15 protein-coding genes are annotated in these 16,455 nt (G+C 49.4%); 11 read left to right on the top strand and 4 right to left on the bottom strand.

Features of this window, described 5'->3' with window-relative positions:
* Entirely contained in the window at positions 1-729 is a 729-nt protein-coding gene (recO, locus tag HNQ57_RS07650) for a DNA repair protein RecO (RefSeq protein ID WP_184462121.1), read from the top strand.
* On the opposite strand, the gene HNQ57_RS07655 is transcribed toward recO, so the two are convergent.
* Complete coding sequence (locus tag HNQ57_RS07655) at positions 726-3,353, bottom strand: ATP-binding protein (RefSeq protein ID WP_184462122.1); 2,628 nt, start codon at positions 3,351-3,353, stop codon at positions 726-728. The genes recO and HNQ57_RS07655 overlap by 4 nt on opposite strands.
* Positions 3,354-3,522: 169 nt before the next feature.
* On the opposite strand from HNQ57_RS07655, the gene cysM reads away from it, so the two are divergent.
* From cysM to mazG, 3 genes are read left to right on the top strand one after another with little or no spacing between them, the layout of a single operon-like run.
* On the top strand, positions 3,523-4,428 hold the full coding sequence (gene cysM, locus HNQ57_RS07660) for a cysteine synthase CysM (RefSeq protein ID WP_184462124.1): 906 nt from the start codon (positions 3,523-3,525) through the stop codon (positions 4,426-4,428).
* 38 nt (positions 4,429-4,466) lie between these two features.
* Positions 4,467-6,704 (top strand): GTP diphosphokinase, encoded by a 2,238-nt coding sequence (gene relA, locus HNQ57_RS07665; protein WP_184462125.1) that lies wholly within the window; start codon positions 4,467-4,469, stop codon positions 6,702-6,704.
* 2 nt (positions 6,705-6,706) lie between these two features.
* A complete protein-coding gene (gene mazG / locus HNQ57_RS07670; protein WP_184462127.1) occupies positions 6,707-7,516 on the top strand; it encodes a nucleoside triphosphate pyrophosphohydrolase in 810 nt (269 codons plus the stop codon).
* Positions 7,517-7,536: 20 nt separating this feature from the next.
* Here mazG and HNQ57_RS07675 read toward each other — a convergent pair whose 3' ends face one another.
* Complete coding sequence (locus tag HNQ57_RS07675; protein ID WP_184462129.1) at positions 7,537-7,872, bottom strand: type 1 pili tip component; 336 nt, start codon at positions 7,870-7,872, stop codon at positions 7,537-7,539.
* A gap of 422 nt (positions 7,873-8,294) precedes the next feature.
* Between HNQ57_RS07675 and adk the strand changes: the two genes are divergently transcribed.
* From adk to HNQ57_RS07690, 3 genes are all read left to right on the top strand, one after another.
* Positions 8,295-8,942 carry an adenylate kinase gene (gene adk / locus HNQ57_RS07680; protein ID WP_184462131.1) on the top strand — a complete coding sequence of 216 codons (648 nt, stop codon included), beginning with the start codon at positions 8,295-8,297 and terminating at the stop codon, positions 8,940-8,942.
* A gap of 110 nt (positions 8,943-9,052) precedes the next feature.
* Entirely contained in the window at positions 9,053-10,048 is a 996-nt protein-coding gene (gene hemH / locus HNQ57_RS07685) for a ferrochelatase (RefSeq protein WP_184462133.1), read from the top strand.
* A gap of 106 nt (positions 10,049-10,154) precedes the next feature.
* Positions 10,155-11,084, top strand: a complete 930-nt coding sequence (locus HNQ57_RS07690) for a hypothetical protein (RefSeq protein ID WP_184462134.1) — start codon at positions 10,155-10,157, stop codon at positions 11,082-11,084.
* A gap of 55 nt (positions 11,085-11,139) precedes the next feature.
* Here HNQ57_RS07690 and mobA read toward each other — a convergent pair whose 3' ends face one another.
* Positions 11,140-11,742 (bottom strand): molybdenum cofactor guanylyltransferase MobA, encoded by a 603-nt coding sequence (mobA, locus tag HNQ57_RS07695; protein WP_184462136.1) that lies wholly within the window; start codon positions 11,740-11,742, stop codon positions 11,140-11,142.
* 86 nt (positions 11,743-11,828) lie between these two features.
* Here mobA and tsaB point away from each other — a divergent pair, with 86 nt between their 5' ends.
* From tsaB to HNQ57_RS07715, 4 genes are read left to right on the top strand one after another with little or no spacing between them, the layout of a single operon-like run.
* Positions 11,829-12,512, top strand: a complete 684-nt coding sequence (tsaB, locus tag HNQ57_RS07700) for a tRNA (adenosine(37)-N6)-threonylcarbamoyltransferase complex dimerization subunit type 1 TsaB (protein ID WP_184462138.1) — start codon at positions 11,829-11,831, stop codon at positions 12,510-12,512.
* A 24-nt stretch (positions 12,513-12,536) separates the two neighbouring features.
* Positions 12,537-13,337 carry an undecaprenyl-diphosphate phosphatase gene (locus HNQ57_RS07705; protein ID WP_184462139.1) on the top strand — a complete coding sequence of 267 codons (801 nt, stop codon included), beginning with the start codon at positions 12,537-12,539 and terminating at the stop codon, positions 13,335-13,337.
* A 23-nt stretch (positions 13,338-13,360) separates the two neighbouring features.
* Complete coding sequence (locus tag HNQ57_RS07710; RefSeq protein ID WP_184462141.1) at positions 13,361-14,242, top strand: NAD(P)-dependent oxidoreductase; 882 nt, start codon at positions 13,361-13,363, stop codon at positions 14,240-14,242.
* 12 nt (positions 14,243-14,254) lie between these two features.
* Positions 14,255-15,556, top strand: coding sequence for a M18 family aminopeptidase (locus tag HNQ57_RS07715; RefSeq protein WP_184462143.1), 1,302 nt, complete (start codon positions 14,255-14,257; stop codon positions 15,554-15,556).
* Between the two features lie 34 nt (positions 15,557-15,590).
* Here HNQ57_RS07715 and HNQ57_RS07720 read toward each other — a convergent pair whose 3' ends face one another.
* The gene (locus tag HNQ57_RS07720; protein WP_184462145.1) at positions 15,591-16,382 is read right to left on the bottom strand and encodes an enoyl-CoA hydratase/isomerase family protein; all 792 of its coding nucleotides are present in this window, start codon (positions 16,380-16,382) and stop codon (positions 15,591-15,593) included.
* Positions 16,383-16,455 lie beyond the last annotated feature (73 nt).

Below are 16,455 nucleotides of genomic sequence, written 5' to 3' on the forward strand. Positions count from 1 at the left end.
ATGAATCGCGTTGATGGCGAAGCGTGTTTTGTTTTGCATATTCGCCCATACCGCGATACTAGCGCTCTTGTTAACCTCTTTAGCCCTAATTACGGCCGTTTTACCTGTGTTGCTAAGGGCTTGCGTGGCGGCGGTAAATCGAGACAGTCCTGGCGAGCGAATCTGCAGGCTTTTAACTTGGTGTCCGTCAGTTGGCAGGGGCGGGGAGAGTTAAAGTCGCTTCTCGATGTGCAGCATCAGGCAAGCTACAGTTTACAGGGCCGGGCCTTGTTCTGCGGTTTGTATGTCAATGAGCTGCTAGAGCGCCTCCTGCATCAACATGATCCCCAAGCTGACATTTTTGTATTGTACACGCAGTGTTTGACCCGGCTTATTGGCGGCGTCCAACTCGAAGAGAGTCTGCGGCGTTTTGAGTTCGGCTTATTGGAAAAGCTGGGCTACGGTTTAAACTTTACCCACTGCAATCGCTCCGGTCTGGCATTTAACCCTGATAGATTTTATTTTTTTCATCCTGACGAAGGCATAATATTGGCTGACGACGCGGTAACGACGTCGCTATTTTCCGGCGAGGTTCTGCTGCAACTAGCAAACGGGGATTTTAGCGGTGACGCGCAGTTGGCTGCAAAACGCCTCAGTAGATTGGCGCTGCATGGCCTGCTAGGAAATAAGCCCCTGCGTAGTCGCGCATTATTTACCCGCCAAGCTAAAAGTGGATTAAGTGCGTTTTAGCTTTCGAATACTGCACTGAGCTCGTGTTCGCCTTGCCATTGTAATAGTTCGTCGATGGCGGCGATGACATTAACAACCGCATTATTGATGTTATGGCTATTCTGAAGCGCTTCTTCAAGCTCGATAACACGGCGATGTAAAATGGGGGTGCCGGTGTAACAGCAGGCACCTTTGAGGCTGTGGTTGACTTCTGTAAGGCTGTTGAGGTCGTTGTGTTGCTGGGCTGCGATAAGCTCGCTTTTACTATTCACTAAACATTCCAAAAGCATCCCGAGCATTTCTGCTGCGAGTGCTGGCCGCTCTTTGCTCAATTTTAGACACTGCGAGATATCCACCGGTCGCGGCACCTCAATTAGGCTTGATTCCACCACATAATTATGAAGAAGCTCATCGAGTTGATGCTCGGTAATCGGCTTGCTGAGGTAATCATTAATACCGGCTTCCCGCAGTTGTAATGGGTTTTCCGGTGACAGATATGCCGAGAGGGCGATAATGGGAGTCTCGCGGTTTAAGCCATTGGCGCGAATGCGGCAGCTAGTTTCGATACCGTCCATTTTGGGCATTTGAATGTCCATAAAGATAAGGTCAAAGCACTGTTCTGTGCACCGCTGTATGGCCTCACTGCCGTCTTTCGCGCGGGTTGTGGTGACGCCTAAATCACTTAAAAATCGCTCTAAAATATGTAGATTTGAGGGGTTGTCATCCACGGCTAAAATGCTGACATTGGAATAGGCTGGCGCTTTGCTGCGCGTGGCAGCCTTTATTCCCCGATTGAGGGCGTCAAATAATTTTATATGGGAGATGGGTTTGCTCAGGTAGTAATGCTGGTCACTCTCATCGGGGTCGTGGGTGTAGGGGCTGAGAATAATAGCTGGGCAATTTAGGCGCGTTATAAAATTCGCTGCGCGTTCATCATGGTTGTCGACACAGATAACGAGGTAATCGGCGTCGGTCTGCACATGATCAATATTACTGTAATGACGAACAACCAAACCCCAGCTATTGAAAAGCATCTTGAGTGAGTTTGCATGCAGTGGACTAGGATCATATAGCTCAACTGATTTATTCTTAAGCGTGGTGAAATCGCGTAATTTAATGGCGTTGTAGGCAATCGGGAAGTTGATGGTAAACCAGAAAGTAGTGCCTTTCCCTAGCTCGCTTTCGATGCCGATTTCGCCGCCCATTTGCTCAATTAAGCCTTTGACAATGACCAGTCCTAATCCCGTGCCACCGTACTGGCGGGTAATTGACGCGTCGGCCTGAGCAAAATCTTTAAATATTTTCTTTTGCTGCTCTTTGGATAGGCCAATTCCGGTATCGCTGACTTGGATAGTAATTGCGGCATGTTGCTCGTTGTGATCACTGCTCAGAACGTTTATTAGAATATGGCCCGCCTGCGTGAATTTAATGGCATTATTAATTAGATTAGTCAGGATTTGCTTTAAACGTAGGGCGTCAGCTAATACGGTTTTGGGGCATTCTTGCTGGATCGTTAGAATCAATTCCAGCGATTTATCGGTGGCGCCAGGGGCGAGAATTTGCAAGGTACCTTCAATAAGCTCGCGGAGATTGACCGGCGCGCTATCGAGTACTAATTTTCCCGCCTCGAGTTTGGAAAAGTCTAAAATATCATTAATGATGGTTAACAGGCTATTGGCTGAACTGTTGATAGTTTCTATGGCTTCGCGCTGACGAATTTCCAGCTCTGACTTCAGTAAAATATTGCTAAAACCGATGATGCCATTGAGTGGGGTGCGAATTTCGTGGCTAGTATTGGCTAAAAACTCTGATTTTATTCGACTCGCATTTACCGCTTCACGTCGTGCTAGGTCGAGCTCGATATTTTGTACTTCAACGGTTTCTAAGGTCTCTCGTAAATCGGTATTGCTTTGCTCAATATTTCGCTGCAGTTCCTGCAGCTCATTTTGCTGGGCATTATTAAGCAGGTTTAGCTCTTCGGCAATTTCACTGAATTCATCATTGCTAGGCATGTGGGCGTGGAAATTTTTGGGGCCGGTAGTCATTCGCCTCACAGTTTGGCGCAGAGTGTTTAAATCTCTGGTTAACAGTTGATTGATGTAGCTACATAGCAGAATGCAAATAATGATTGAGCAGATTAAAAATACTGTGCCAATGAGCAGGGTTTGGTATTGCTGGATTTCAAGTTGCTGCCAGTTAAATTGCATGCCTACCCAGCCTAGGGGGGGCGAATTTTGCTCTGCGGGACTAAATATGGGCTGTAGAATAAAGAGGCCGTCTTTTTCAAAGTACAGTTGCGTTGTGGCGCTGCCTTGCACTATTTGCTCGTCAGGCAAATTTGATCTAGGACCTGCTTGGGCGATACGCTCTAATTTAGCGTTGTAAATTCCCACAGCTCTAACGGCTTGCTCCTCTAGCGCGGCCGTGGCAATTTGTTGTAAAGACTCGCCATGATCTGATGCCAGCATATGTTCGGCAATAATCGCGAGGTGCTCGATAGAGGTCTTCGCGCGCTCGGTCATCATATTGCGCAGCTCTTGAATTTGGCTGTACATAAGATAGGTACTGAGACCAAGAGATAGTGTGAGTACGGGCAATAAGCCCATAATCAAGATTAGTTTTCGGATTCCTAAGCGCCTAGGCATTGCTTGGTGGAGCCTTCTGGGGTTGGAGTGGTATTATCATGACCGAAAAATACGACCGCTGCTATTATTGTGCAGAGAAACTAACGCTGCAATGACGTAATCGGCAATGTGTACTATAGCTGGCTTGCTAACACAGCCGTCAGCGGTGTTTAGAGGTTTGAATTCCCATATGAAAGAGTTTCCAACGATTGATCAGTATATTGGTAACACGCCCTTAGTACGGTTACAGCGTTTGCCGGGCAATACGAGCAATACGATTTTGGTCAAGCTCGAAGGTAATAACCCGGCTGGTTCAGTTAAAGATCGCCCCGCGATGAGCATGATTGAGCATGCCGAACAGCGCGGAGATATTGTACCCGGTGATACCCTAATCGAGGCCACCAGCGGCAATACTGGCATAGCGCTGGCCATGGCAGCAGCAATAAAGGGTTATAAGATGATTCTTATCATGCCTAGCCATATGAGCGTAGAGCGTAAACTGGCAATGGCGGCCTATGGCGCCAAGCTAGTTGAGGTATCCCAAGCCTCGGGCATGGAAGGGGCCAGAGACTTGGCGCTGGAAATGCAGGCTGCAGGTGAGGGCAAGGTCTTGGATCAATTCTCTAATATTGATAACCCCATAGCCCATTATGACAGCACCGGCCCGGAAATCTGGCAGCAAACAGACGGCCGCATTACCCACTTTGTCAGCTCCATGGGTACCACGGGCACCATAATGGGCGTATCTCGCTATTTAAAGGAGAAAAACCCCAGTATTGAAGTCATAGGTTTACAGCCCGATGGCAGTTCAAGTATCCCGGGTATTCGGCGTTGGCCCGAGGCGTATTTACCTAGCATCTATGACTCTGCGCGGGTTGATCGGGTTATTGATATGGATCAGGAGACGGCGGAGAACACAATGCGCGCGCTCGCGGCGCAAGAGGGAATCTTTTGCGGTGTGTCCTCGGGTGGCGCAGTGGCTGGGGCCTTGAGAATCAGTGAAAATCTTGAAAATGCCATTATCGTTGCAATTATATGTGACCGAGGTGATCGGTACTTGTCAACGGGTGTGTTCGATGCCGCCTTGGCCAACTAGATACACTGCGGTGTTTGAACTGCGTATGGTGGTAACCCATGGTTAAAGTAAGGGAAGATTTTCCACTCCTCGATGATGGCCGAGTGGATGTTGTGAGCTGGATTGCTCGGCTGCCGATGGATAACCAAATAGTTGATAGCGCCGAACTACAGCGGGCACTCGCGGTTGCTGAGGCGTGTGCGGCACTACCAGCGCCTGAGCAGGCACCAAAGGCCGAGGGGCTGAGTAGTTTTTTTACCGCGCTAGAAATGGTCGAAATTCTCGCTGATTTACACTTGGATCAAGACAGTTTGATTGCGGCAACGCTGTTTAGGGCGGTGCGTGAAAGCCGCCTAAGCATGTCGGCATTGGAGCGTGATTTCGGTCGTCCCGTCGCGAAGTTGGTAGATGGCGTATTGGGCATGGCGGCGATTTCGCGGGTCAACGCTGAATTAGACGCCCCGGTGCTTGGTCAGTCCGAGGCGCAAAGTGAAACCATCCGCAAAATGCTGGTAGCACTGGTAGACGATGTCCGCGTAGCGCTTATCAAGCTTGCCGAGCGCACCTCGGCAATAAGAGCGGTAAAAAACAAACCAGAAAAGCGCTACCGAGTAGCCCGAGAAGTGGCCGATATCTATGCGCCGCTAGCGCATCGTCTGGGAATTGGGCACATTAAATGGGAGTTGGAAGACCTCTCGTTTCGGTATCTGCAGCCTTTGGCCTATAAAAAAATTGCCAAGCTTCTCGATGAGAAACGCTTAGACCGTCAGCATTATATTGAACATGCCATAACCATGTTAGAAGAGGCTTTAGCTGCAGACAATATCCAAGCCGATATTGCTGGGCGAGCAAAACATATTTACAGCATTTGGCGAAAAATGCAGCGCAAGGGCATCGGTTTTTCCCAGGTATACGATATACGCGCTGTTCGCGTATTGGTCCCTGATACAAAGTCATGCTATGCCGCCCTAGGTCTAGTGCATGGTCTTTGGCGTAATATTCCCAATGAGTTTGACGACTATATTGCCAACCCCAAAGAAAATGGTTACCGCTCATTGCATACCGCTGTTATTGGGCCCGACGGCAAAGTATTGGAAATACAAATTCGTACCCGCGCAATGCACGAGGAAGCTGAGTTTGGCGTGTGTTCACACTGGATGTATAAGGGCGCCGATAAAAGTGCAAAAAGCAGCAATAGCTATGACGAAAAAATTGCATGGCTGCGTCAGGTCCTAGATTGGCATGAGGAAAGTGGTAGCAGCAGCGATGTTGCCGAGCAATTTACCCATACCCAAGATCGGGTTTATGTTTTTACCCCAGACGGCCATGTGGTCAATTTGCAAAACGGCGCGACGCCATTAGATTTTGCCTACCATATCCACACTGAAGTGGGGAATTGTTGCCGTGGCGCCAAGGTGAATGGCCGGATCGTGCCGCTCACTTATACTTTAAAGACAGGCGAGCGAGTCGAAATTTTAACGGGTAAAGACAGCGAACCTCGTCGAGATTGGCTGCAAAGTAATTTGGGCTACCTTAAAACATCGCGGGCGCGAACCAAGGTTCAGCATTGGTTTCGACTACAGGCAAAAGAAGACAATATTTTGGCCGGTCGCGCGTTGTTGGAAAAAGAATTCAAACGCTTGGCCTTGAACAGCATTGATTACAAATACCTCGCTGATCTAATGCGCTGCGCAAGTGTCGAAGATATGTATGCGTCGGTTGGTGCTGGAGAAATTAGCACTTTCCAGTTAATTAAGGCCGCCCATAATTTGGCGGGTAGGGAAGAGGATAACCCGCAGTCCGCCCTCAGATTGCGAGCGCCGAGCGCCAAAAGTAGCGACGGCAGTCAGATACGTATTAGCGGGGTGGGCAATTTACTGACTAATTTTGCTCAGTGTTGCAAGCCTTTACCCGGTGAAGCGATAGCGGGCTATATCACCGTTGGGCGAGGGGTGAGCGTGCATTTACAAGACTGCAAAAAACTGTTGCAGCTGCAGAGTGTCGAGCCACAGCGCATTATCGCGGTGGACTGGGCGGACACCCAGATAGAAACCTATCCCGTGGACATCGAGCTAGAAGCTTACGACCGACAGGGTTTGCTGCGCGACATTACCTCGCAGTTAGCTACCGAGAAAGTCAATGTCCTGTCCATGAGCACAGTTACCGATAAGGCTAACCACATGGCCACTATGAATATTCGTCTGGAAATTCGCGACCTTGCGACCTTGTCCGACCTATTTAATCGACTTAATGGCTTGCCTAACGTTGTGGCTGTGCGCCGGATTAGAGAGAGTTAATTTTGGCTTATACTATTAATGATTTGCAGTATTTAATGGCTAGGCTGCGGAACCCCGATACCGGCTGCCCTTGGGATTTAAAGCAAACATTTAAGAGTGTCGTGCCCCACACGCTGGAAGAAGTATATGAGCTAGTGGATGCTATTGAGCAAGGTGATAGCGATCAAATTCGCCAAGAACTGGGTGATGTCTTATTCCAGATTATATTTTACAGCCAGCTAGCGGCGGAGACCGCCCAGTTTAGTTTTGCCGAGGTGGTAGATGGTATTGTTGCGAAGTTATTGCGGCGCCATCCCCACGTGTTTCCGAGTGGGGAATTGAATTCTGAGCGCAAGATTGATGCGCCGGACGACGAGGCAATTAAGGCGCGCTGGGAAGAAATTAAGCAGCAAGAGCGTGGACAAAAGTCTCAGAACAGCGCTATGGACGATGTGCCTATGGCAATGCCTGGTCTAATGCGTGCATCCAAGCTACAAAAAAGAGCCGCACAGCGGGGGTTTGACTGGCAGGAGTTGCAGCAGGTCATCAGTGCATTTCGAGCGGAAATAGACGAGCTTGAAGAGGCTATTGCAAGCACTGATCCTAAGCAAATTGCCGACGAGATGGGGGATGTATTGTTTTCTGCTGTAAATGTGGCGCGGCACCTTAATTTGGACGCTGAGGCGGTGACTCGCAGTGCCTGCGCTAAATTCGAACGACGATTTCGCTTTGTTGAGCAGCGCTGTGAAGAAACGGGCGTCATCGCGGGCAAAGGCCAGCATAACTCGCAAATGGAGTTGTTTTGGAACGAAGCAAAAGCGGCAGGTCTTTAGGTAAAAGACCTGCATTGAGCTTAGTGGCTCTCTTGGTGCTTGTAGCGGTTAAGGTGTTTTTCAGTTAACGAGAGGTAGCGGGGGGTAGGGCCGATGTCTTCGTACAAGGGGTCGCCTTGCTCGTCCGTGGCAACTACCTTAGTGCCTTGTCGGTAGGGCATAACGCTTTCCATCTCATCAAGGGCTGCACTTAATAAGTCGGTGATTAACTCCTCTATATTTCGGCGCGGGAAAAGCTCAGCCAAAGCATTTAACCGTGCGGCGTCTTTTATGGATAGGCGAACCTCATAGCAGTCGGCTGTTAGCGCGCCGCTGGCGGTTTCTTCCCAAAGAGATAACAATTCTCGTACTTTCATAATGCGGTACCTGTCATCCAGGGGTGGCAAAAAATAGCCACCCACAAATAAATAATACCTATGAGAGGGGTGTTTTTGCTAGCATTATCGCCGTAAATACTATTCCTTATTGTCAGGGAACTCTTTTTTGTATTGTTGTCGTTTTGCGCAGCCACAGCCCAATTTACATTGTTGATTGCGGGCGGTTTGGCCCGCGCGGTAGTGTTTTGAATGATTCAAGGCATGAGCTCAGGTATGTGTCCGGCATTAAGCGTTACGCGGTGTGAAATAGCTGTTTTCCACGGTTCGTGGCCTCGTCCTTTAGTCGTAGAGGCGCCTTAAGTCTTGTGTGCTGGGCGATTGCTGTGTATCGTTGTGCGCTTTTGCTGCGGCGGCCCCTACGGCGCAGGCTATAAATTGTAATTATTGGGGAGTTTCCCGCTATGCGCGTTATATTATTGGGCCCTCCTGGGGCAGGTAAAGGTACTCAGGCACAGTTTATTTCCGAGAAATTTGCGATTCCTCAGATTTCTACCGGCGACATGCTTCGCTCGGCAGTGAAAGCTGGCAGCCCCTTGGGTTTACAGGTAAAGGAAGTGATGTCCTCTGGCGGCCTAGTGTCTGATGAAATTATCATTGCCTTGGTAAAAGAACGGATTACCGAAGCTGATTGTCAAAATGGTTTCCTGTTTGATGGTTTTCCTCGGACAATTCCACAAGCTGAAGCGCTGATTGCCGCCGGTGTGAGCATTGATAATGTGCTCGAAATTGCCGTAGCTGACGAAGAAATCGTAACGCGCATGAGTGGGCGACGCAGTCATGAGGGTTCTGGCCGAACCTATCACCTTATTTATAACCCCCCTAAGGTAGATGGGGTGGATGATATTACGGGCGAAAAGCTGGTGCAGCGTGAAGATGATCACGAAGACACAGTTCGCAATCGTCTCAAGGTCTATCACGAACAAACAAAACCCTTGGTTGCTTTTTATAGCAATCTCAAGGGCAGTGATGCGCCGCAGTATTCGCGCATTGAGGGCGTTGGTTCGGTAGAAGAGATCACGCGCAAGGTTTTTGCTGCACTTGCGGGTTAAAACCGCAAAGAAAGATCGAAAAAGGGCGCCTTAGGGCGCCCTTTTTTATTATCATTCAGTATGCTGAATGTCTTATTATCTTGCCGATATTTGTTAACGCAGGTGCACACATGAAGTCAGGGATTGTTTTTATCAATTTGGGTACCCCCGCCGCACCGACTACCTCGGCTGTTCGGCAGTTCTTAAAGCAGTTTCTTTCTGACCGCCGAGTTGTAGAGGTACCCCGTTTAATTTGGCTTGCTATTCTCTATGGCATAATTTTGCCGTTCCGCTCGCCTCGAGTCGCTAAGGCATATCAGCAGATTTGGATGAACGACACATCGCCGTTGAGGTATTTTTCCCAGCGCTTGGTCGATGGCGTCGCTAAGAAAATCGGGGCGCATTATCCGGGTGAGGAAATTGAACTTCGTTTGGCAATGAATTACGGGCAAACATCAATTGCGGACACCGTTGACGAATTGTTGGCGGCAGGTTGCGAGCGTTTGTTTTTTCTGCCGTTATTTCCGCAATATTCGGCAACGACAACGGCGGCAGTCCACGATGAAATTAACCGAGTTTTTTCGCGACGCCGAGATATTCCCCAGTGGTCTTGGCTTAGAAATTACCATCGTCAAGTGGCTTATGTTGAAGCTTTGGCGCAGAGCGTTCGGCAGTATTGGTCTGAGCATGGCCGCGGTGAGCGCTTATTGATGTCTTTTCACGGTATACCAAAACGGAATGTAGAGTTGGGCGACCCTTATCAGCGTCACTGCGAAGAGACGGCGGCGGCGCTGGCAACGACGCTGGGTTTGAATGACAACGAGTGGCAGCTTAGCTATCAATCGCGTTTAGGAAAGGCAGAATGGTTGCAGCCGTACACAGATAAAACGGTAATTGCCTTGGCAATGGCTGGGGTAAAAAAATTGGATGTTTTGTGCCCCGCGTTCGCCGTTGAGTGCTTAGAAACAATTGAAGAAATTGACGGCGAAGTTCATGAATATTTTGTCGAAAATGGCGGCGAAGAATTTCGTTACATCCCGTGTTTGAATGACAGCGAGGCACATCAAAATTTGATGTTTTTACTTTGTAAGTCATTTATTGAAGAAAAAACGCATTTATTTTCGTAAAAAAGTAAGAATTTGTACTTAATTCAAGGACTTTTTTTTGCGTTGGTTATTTTATGTGCTATTTTTAGAGCAATTAAACTAGCATCGTCGACGCCAAGGAGAATACATGATGCCCGCAGCAAAAAAAGCACGTGCAAAAACAGCCCCAGCAAAGCGTAAACCAAGAAGTAAAAATGCCGCTTTAGCGAACCCCGCAGTTGTTAAAGCTGAGGAAGGTTTGAAGAAGGTTGAGGCATTAGTTGCCAACGAGCGCAAAGCGCTTGCTGACGCTAAAACCAAAATTGAAGCGGCGCGCGCCAAGGCGAAAAAGACAGCCCGTGCAGCAGATAAAAATGCAGTTAAGCGTGCGGTTGCTGCAGCAGAGAAAGTGAATGCGAAGTTAAAAGCGGCTCGCGTTAAAGTGGCAGCGAGCAAGGTCGACGTTGCTAATATTAAGGCAGTTGCCAGAATCAAGGCTTCTGAAACGGCGATAACCCAAAAAGTTGCCGAGCGCTCAACAGCACTTAGCAAAAAAGCAGATGCCGACCTGGCAAAAGCGGTTAAATTGTTCGAGCAGCGCTTTAAGAAGAAGCGTGCTGCAGCGAATAAGGCTAAAGTTGCCTTGATTGAGAAGAAATTACTGGCCAAGCACAAGCTGGCAGTGAAACAGTTGAACGCTAAGATCAGTGGTGCCAAGAAAACTGCCGCCAAAAAAGCGACTGTAAAGAAAGCACCAGCCAAAAAGATTGCCGCTAAGCCTGCTGCAGCAAAGAAAGCGCCAGCAAAGAAAGTGGCTGCGAAGAAAGCCGCAGTAAAAGCGCCAGCTAAAAAGGTAGCGGCTAAGAAGCCCGCAGCTAAGAAAGTAGCAGCGAAAAAAGCGCCAGCTGCCAAGAAGGCACCTGCGGTTAAAAAAGTAGCAGTGAAAAAGGCACCAGCTGCCAAGAAGGCACCTGCGGCTAAGAAGCCTCGTGCCAAGCGCGCGCCGGTGAAATCTGCAGCTGCGGCAGCACCTGCGGCAAGCCCGGTAGCAACGTCGACTGAGCCGACTAGCAATTAATTTGTTGTTTGCTTAGAAAAAGGGGAGCTTTAATCAGCTCCCCTTTTTTTATGCCTTAAATTTCTTCGTCTGGTGAAAAATCGCTGAGCTGATTGATGTTGCGAAAAGCGCTGGTCTGATCGCTGAAGTCGGCATGCACGCAGTTCAGTTGCTTGTACCACTGATTGACGCTGCGCTCGCCCGAGCGTAAATATCCCGCTAAGTGGGTTTTGAGCTCATTATTGAGCAAAGCAAATAGGTACTGGCCGCGTTCGCCATCGTGGGCGTAGCAAATATCCGCTTGGTGTTTTGTCAGCTCTCGGCTTAGCCTGTCTAGCAAATCCCTTGGCGGTGTTGGACTGTCGCAGGGTAATATGAGTGTCTGGTGGGTGCTAATGGTCTGCAAGGCGGCATAGAGCCCCGCTAGCGGTCCTTGGTAGTCCGGCAAGACATCGCAGACGGTAACGGCGTATTGCTGGTAGTGGTCGATGTTTCGGTTGCAACTAATTAAGACCTGGGCAACATCTTTAGGTAGGCGGTCAATAATGTGTGCAATGAGGGGCTTGGATTGCCACAGAAGTAAACCTTTGTCTTGGCCATTCATCCGGCGACCCGCGCCGCCGGCCAAGATAAGGGCGGTGACTGTATTTGTTTGAGTGGTGCTTTTTTTTGCTGTCATAGTGAATGAATGTCTTGCTAATTTATGAAGTGCTTAATCTCAGTATGGTATGATTCACGCCATACTTAATTTTTGGTTTTCCCTTCATGAGCAGTTTACTCGCGATAGAGGCTTCAACAGAAGCGTGCTCGGTAGCCTTGTTACATCAGGGCCGAGAAATAGAAGATTTCCGCATGCTGCCCCGTGCTCACACTCAATTTATATTGCCAATGGTAGCTCAAATTCTCGCTGAAGCAGATCTGAGTTTGTCGCAAATTGATGCTATTGGTTTTGCCGCGGGCCCCGGCTCGTTCACGGGTTTACGAGTTTGCGCCGGAGTTGTTCAAGGTCTTGCGTTTTCGCAAAATATTCCCGTTGTCGCGGTGTCTACTTTACAGGCATTGGCTCAAGATGCTGTAGTAAATCGACAAATCCGTGACGGCGATATTGTTTTACCCGCCTTAGATGCCCGCATGGATGAAATTTATTGGGGGCAATATCAAATTGTTTCCGGTTTTGCCGAAGCGATCATCCCCGATAGTTTGCGTACCCCAGAAAGTATTCAGACCATGCCAGAGGGCGGCCGAATTTTGGGAATAGGGAGTGGCTGGACATACCAGTCGCGCTTTAGTCTAAGCCGCACAATGGATGTGGTTGACGTCGAGGTTTATCCCAGAGCTAGCGCAGTATTACGCTTGGCAAATCGTGAATTTTCAGCGGGTCGACACACCACTGCCGAGTTAGCCCAACCCGTGTATTTACGCGACAGTGTCGCTTGGCAGAAATCCTAATATTGATTGAGGGAATACAACATAATGGATGCGTTTCAAGCAGTAATTCTGGCGGCAATTCAAGGTCTCACTGAATTTTTACCGGTGTCCAGTTCTGGGCATTTGGTGTTGCCTCAGACGCTCCTTGGCTGGGCTGATCAAGGTTTGGCGTTTGACGTTGCAGTACATGTAGGCTCGCTGCTGGCGGTACTTTGGTATTTTCGCGTTGAAGTCGCCGGAATATTAAAGGATTGGTTTGGCAGTTTTTTCGGCGGTGGGCAAAATGAAAATAGCCGCTTGGGGTGGATGGTTATTGTTGCCACTATTCCCGCCGTTGTTGCCGGGCTTATTTTTAATGATTTTATTGAGCTAAATTTGCGAACCGGTTATGTGTTGGCGACTACAACATTGGTTTTTGGTGTGATCTTGGGTCTGGTTGATCGGTACGCCAAGCACACCAAGCATCTTGCCGACATTGGCTTACGCATTGCGTTGATTGTTGGTTTTGCACAAGCCATCGCGCTCATTCCCGGAACGTCGCGCTCGGGCATTACCATTACGGCGGCGCTGATGTTGGGCTTGAGTCGCAGTGACTCCGCACGTTTTTCCTTTTTATTGTCGATGCCAATTATTGCGGCGGCAGGTTCCTACAAGTTATTGGAATTAATCCAGAGCAGCGCCGATGTTCCCTGGGATTTGTTGTTTATTGGTTTTGCTGTGTCGGCGGTGACCGCCTACGCCTGTATTCATGTGTTTATGCGCTGGGTTGAGCGGATGGGAATGATGCCTTTTGCGATTTATCGCGTTGTTTTAGCGGGCATTTTGTTTGCAGCCTTGGCTAATTAAGTATTGAAAACATGAGGCTGGATATGAAAGTTTGTTTTATTGGCTTAGGTACTATGGGTTACCCCATGGCCGGTCATTTACAGCAAAAAGGTTTTGATTTGTCGGTGTATAACCGCAGCAAAGACAAGGCGCAGCAGTGGTCTACGCAATACCAAATTGCAGCGAGCGCTACCCTAGCTAAGGCCGTGGCGGAGGCAGAAATTGTCGCGGTGTGCCTAGGTGCAGACGCGGATGTGCGAGAGGTGTTAGCCGGAGAGGGCGGGGTGTTTTCTGCCATGCCTCGTGGTGGCGTAGTGATTGACCACTCAACTACCTCGGCAGCATTGGCGAGAGAAATGGCCGCTTGCGCTCAGGAACGCGGTATCTCTTTTATTGATGCGCCAGTATCTGGTGGCGAAGCGGGTGCCATTAACGGTCGCTTGACGGTAATGGCGGGCGGAGATGAAACGGTATTTGCGCGAATTGAACCTGTTTTGGCGGCCTATGCTACTCGTTATCAGTGTTTAGGTCCGGTTGGCTCAGGGCAGTTAGCTAAAATGGTAAATCAAATTTGTATCGCTGGTCTGGTTCAAGGGCTGGCGGAGGGCATGCACTTTGGCGCTGCGGCCGGGCTAAATATGAACGCTGTGCTCGATGTCATTGGTGCTGGCGCCGCCCAATCGTGGCAAATGGATAATCGTGCCAAAACGATGCTCGCTGGCGAGTTTGATTTTGGCTTTGCGGTTGATTGGATGCGTAAAGACCTTGGCTATGTGTTGGATGAGGCTAGGCAGCGTAAAGTAAGTCTGCCGGTTACCGCGCTGGTCGACCAATTTTATGGTCAAGTTCAAAATTTGGATGGCGGTCAACTCGATACTTCCAGTTTATTACTCGCGTTACAGCAAGGCGCTGAGTCGCGTCGTTAAAGGTTGAAATAAATGAGCGATATACACGGTTTTAATGAAGATTTGCTGCGCTTTTTAGATGCGAGCCCCACGCCATTTCACGCGGTCGAGACTATGGCCATCGCTTTGCGCGCGGCGGGGTTTGAAGCGCTGGATGAGCGTGATGAATGGCAGCTCAAACCAGGTGGTCGTTATTTTGTGGTACGCAACGGGTCGTCGTTAGTGGCGTTTTCCTGTGGCGAAAGCAATTTATTACAACGCGGCTGGCGAATGGTCGGTGCGCATACTGATAGTCCAAACCTAAAAGTTAAACCGACGCCGGAATTACATCGTCACGGCTATTTTCAGGTGGGCGTGGAGGTTTATGGCGGTGCCTTACTTAATCCTTGGTTTGATCGGGATTTAGGTTTGGCGGGGCGCGTAAATTATGAAAATAGCCAAGGCGATATGCGTAGCTGCTTGCTGAATATCACGCGTCCTGTTGGCTTGATCCCCAGTTTGGCAATACATCTTGATCGCGAAGCAAATAATAGTCGGACAGTTAATCCGCAAAAGGATTTGCCCGTCGTGTTGTTGCAAAGCGACGAGAAACAGGACTTTCGCGCCTTGTTGGCCGAGGCGTTAGCCGCGCAAGGGGTCGCCGATGTTGCGACGGTGCTGGATTACGAATTAAGCTTTTACGATTGTCAGAATGCCGCAATGGTGGGTTGGAATGGCGATTTTATTGCCAGTGCGCGACTGGATAATTTGCTGTCTTGTTATATTGGCATGCAGGCCTTGTTAACGAGTGATGCCCAGTCTCATACAATATTAGTGTGCAATGACCACGAAGAGGTAGGTAGTCAATCGGCGGTAGGGGCGCAGGGGCCAATGCTGGAGTCGGTTTTGCGCCGGATTGCCGGCGACGAGGTGGGTCTGCAGCGAGCGATGGCGAATTCAATGATGATTTCCGCAGATAATGCTCACGGTATTCACCCTAATTTTAGTGATCGTCATGATACCAATCACGGCCCCTTGTTAAATGCCGGTCCGGTTATTAAAAATAACGTCAATCAGCGCTACGCCACCAACAGCGACACCAGCTCCCTATTTCGACGTCTGTGCGCAGATGAGGACGTGGCCGTGCAAAGCTTTGTGGTGCGCAGTGATATGGCGTGTGGCAGTACGGTAGGGCCGCTAACCGCGGCGGCACTCGGGGTTAAAACCTTGGATGTTGGCGTGCCAACCTTTGCTATGCATTCGATCAGGGAGCTGGCGGGAAGCCAAGACGCGTTTAAACTAACCAAAGTGTTAGTGGCGTTCTACGGTTTGGCGGAGCTGGGTGTCGCAAACTGACATTCTGTTTGCAACACCGATTCTGGCGTGTAGTTTAGCTGGGGTTAAACGTCGGCTTGCGCTTTTCTTTAAATGCCTTAAGTCCTTCTTTGCCCTGGCTGCTGTTCATGCATTTAGCGATGCCGCGGCTTTCCAGCTCGAGCTGGGTTTCGAGGGTGTTGGCATAGCTAGACAGCAACAAAGATTTAATTTCGCCGTGAGCGAGGCTGGGGCCGTCGGCCATTTTACGGGCTAAAGTTTGGGCCTCTGTTAACAGCTCGTCGGCCTTGACGACTTTGGTTAGCATTCCCCAATCCAGTGCTTCTTCGGCACTTAAAACGCGGTTAGTCAACATCAGTTCTTGAGCGCGACGCAGGCCAATCAAACGCGGTAAAAAGTGAGTTGAACTGCCGTCGGGGCTGGCGCCAATGCCAGTATAGGCCATGGTGAACTTGGCATTGTCGGCGGCGAGAACCAAATCACCAGAAATCGCTAAGCTAAAGCCTGCACCGGCGGCGGTGCCGTTTACGGCAACAATTAGCGGCGCCGACATTCGGGCGAAGCGAGCATTTGCAGAATGCAAATAGGCCGTAATTTCTTTCAGTAATAGGCCAATATCATCGCCGGCATTTTGGAAACTCATAACATCGCCACCAGCGCAGAACATTTTGCCGCTGGCCGTAATAATCACTGCGCGAATATTCTCGTCTTCATCGCAGCGCATGGCGGCGAGCATCAATTCACGGGCCATCTCTAAATTAAGGCTGTTGGCGGAATCAGGTCGATTTAAGGTGATTGTAGCGATACCGTTGGCTTGTTCCCACAACAGGGTTTTATATTGATGCATAGTCATTTCTCAGCGGCTGGAATAAATAATTGCCAAGAGGGTAATGGAGCTTATCGTCTGGGTCAATTTGCTT

The organism is Zhongshania antarctica, assembly GCF_014202945.1.
Lineage (GTDB): Bacteria > Pseudomonadota > Gammaproteobacteria > Pseudomonadales > Spongiibacteraceae > Spongiibacter > Spongiibacter antarcticus.

Excerpts from the sequence above, each read along its gene's own strand:
- recO (WP_184462121.1), top strand. The coding sequence starts at position 1 with ATGAATCGCGTTGATGGCGAAGCGTGTTTTGTTTTGCATATTCGCCCA.
- HNQ57_RS07655 (WP_184462122.1), bottom strand. The coding sequence starts at position 3,353 with ATGCCTAGGCGCTTAGGAATCCGAAAACTAATCTTGATTATGGGCTTA.
- cysM (WP_184462124.1), top strand. The coding sequence starts at position 3,523 with ATGAAAGAGTTTCCAACGATTGATCAGTATATTGGTAACACGCCCTTA.
- relA (WP_184462125.1), top strand. The coding sequence starts at position 4,467 with ATGGTTAAAGTAAGGGAAGATTTTCCACTCCTCGATGATGGCCGAGTG.
- HNQ57_RS07675 (WP_184462129.1), bottom strand. The coding sequence starts at position 7,872 with ATGAAAGTACGAGAATTGTTATCTCTTTGGGAAGAAACCGCCAGCGGC.
- adk (WP_184462131.1), top strand. The coding sequence starts at position 8,295 with ATGCGCGTTATATTATTGGGCCCTCCTGGGGCAGGTAAAGGTACTCAG.
- hemH (WP_184462133.1), top strand. The coding sequence starts at position 9,053 with ATGAAGTCAGGGATTGTTTTTATCAATTTGGGTACCCCCGCCGCACCG.
- HNQ57_RS07690 (WP_184462134.1), top strand. The coding sequence starts at position 10,155 with ATGATGCCCGCAGCAAAAAAAGCACGTGCAAAAACAGCCCCAGCAAAG.
- mobA (WP_184462136.1), bottom strand. The coding sequence starts at position 11,742 with ATGACAGCAAAAAAAAGCACCACTCAAACAAATACAGTCACCGCCCTT.
- tsaB (WP_184462138.1), top strand. The coding sequence starts at position 11,829 with ATGAGCAGTTTACTCGCGATAGAGGCTTCAACAGAAGCGTGCTCGGTA.
- HNQ57_RS07705 (WP_184462139.1), top strand. The coding sequence starts at position 12,537 with ATGGATGCGTTTCAAGCAGTAATTCTGGCGGCAATTCAAGGTCTCACT.
- HNQ57_RS07710 (WP_184462141.1), top strand. The coding sequence starts at position 13,361 with ATGAAAGTTTGTTTTATTGGCTTAGGTACTATGGGTTACCCCATGGCC.
- HNQ57_RS07715 (WP_184462143.1), top strand. The coding sequence starts at position 14,255 with ATGAGCGATATACACGGTTTTAATGAAGATTTGCTGCGCTTTTTAGAT.
- HNQ57_RS07720 (WP_184462145.1), bottom strand. The coding sequence starts at position 16,382 with ATGCATCAATATAAAACCCTGTTGTGGGAACAAGCCAACGGTATCGCT.